The sequence below is a fragment of the Furfurilactobacillus milii genome (assembly GCF_009864005.1).
Lineage (GTDB): Bacteria > Bacillota > Bacilli > Lactobacillales > Lactobacillaceae > Furfurilactobacillus > Furfurilactobacillus rossiae_B.
The window spans coordinates 1-739 of the sequence record NZ_WEZQ01000007.1 but is presented as its reverse complement, the minus strand read 5'-3'; the positions used below and the strand labels follow the sequence as shown (position 1 = coordinate 739).

1 protein-coding gene is annotated in these 739 nt (G+C 39.5%); it reads right to left on the bottom strand.

Features of this window, described 5'->3' with window-relative positions; all coding sequences use genetic code 11:
- Positions 1-113 precede the first annotated feature (113 nt).
- On the bottom strand, positions 114-653 hold the full coding sequence (locus tag GB993_RS06005; protein WP_238331614.1) for a C40 family peptidase: 540 nt from the start codon (positions 651-653) through the stop codon (positions 114-116).
- Positions 654-739: the final 86 nt, after the last annotated feature.

The window sequence follows — 739 nt, the reverse complement described above, 5'->3', positions numbered from 1 at the left end:
GATATCCTTTTTTTCGTGTCAACATACATAGATTACAGAAAGAAAAATCTGTTGTCGATCATGTCTTGTGACATGACCAACAACAGATATGATAGAACCCTTATAAATTCATGTTAGACAACTCGTCGTACAACGTGGTTTGCAATTTCTGCCCAAAAACCAGTAATAGATGAAATGCCAACGCCACCCGTTGGGGAGCTTGGAGAATCATGCAAAAACAAGTTGTTCCCCAGGTACATGCCAACATGATCATAATAATCACCATCATAGGCAAAAAAGAAAATATCACCTCGACGCATATTAGACCAGTCAACAGCTATACCTTCATCTTTTTCCGAATAAGTAGTCGCCCATTGATAATTTCCCAAAATCACTCCGGCTGAGGCAAAAATATAGTGAATAAATGAAGAACAGTCAAACTGGTTGGCCGCAATACTCCATGGAGTCCGTCCACCGCCCCATGAATATGGAGACCTGCCAATCAGCGCACGGCCAGTTGTGACAGCCTTTTCGATTCGCCAATTTCCAGATGTCAAACGACCGTTATCATCTAACCAATAAGTTGCGTTATCATCGGCATTATATACATATCTATTCTTATCAATTTGATAAGTGTATGGATCAAAATAATATGTGTAATCGGTAGATTGCAAATTTGATCCGAATTTTTTGACAAATTAGTCAGCATCACTTGGTAAGGTGTTTGCCAGTTAAGTACTTTAAGGGGGCGTTGGTTAAT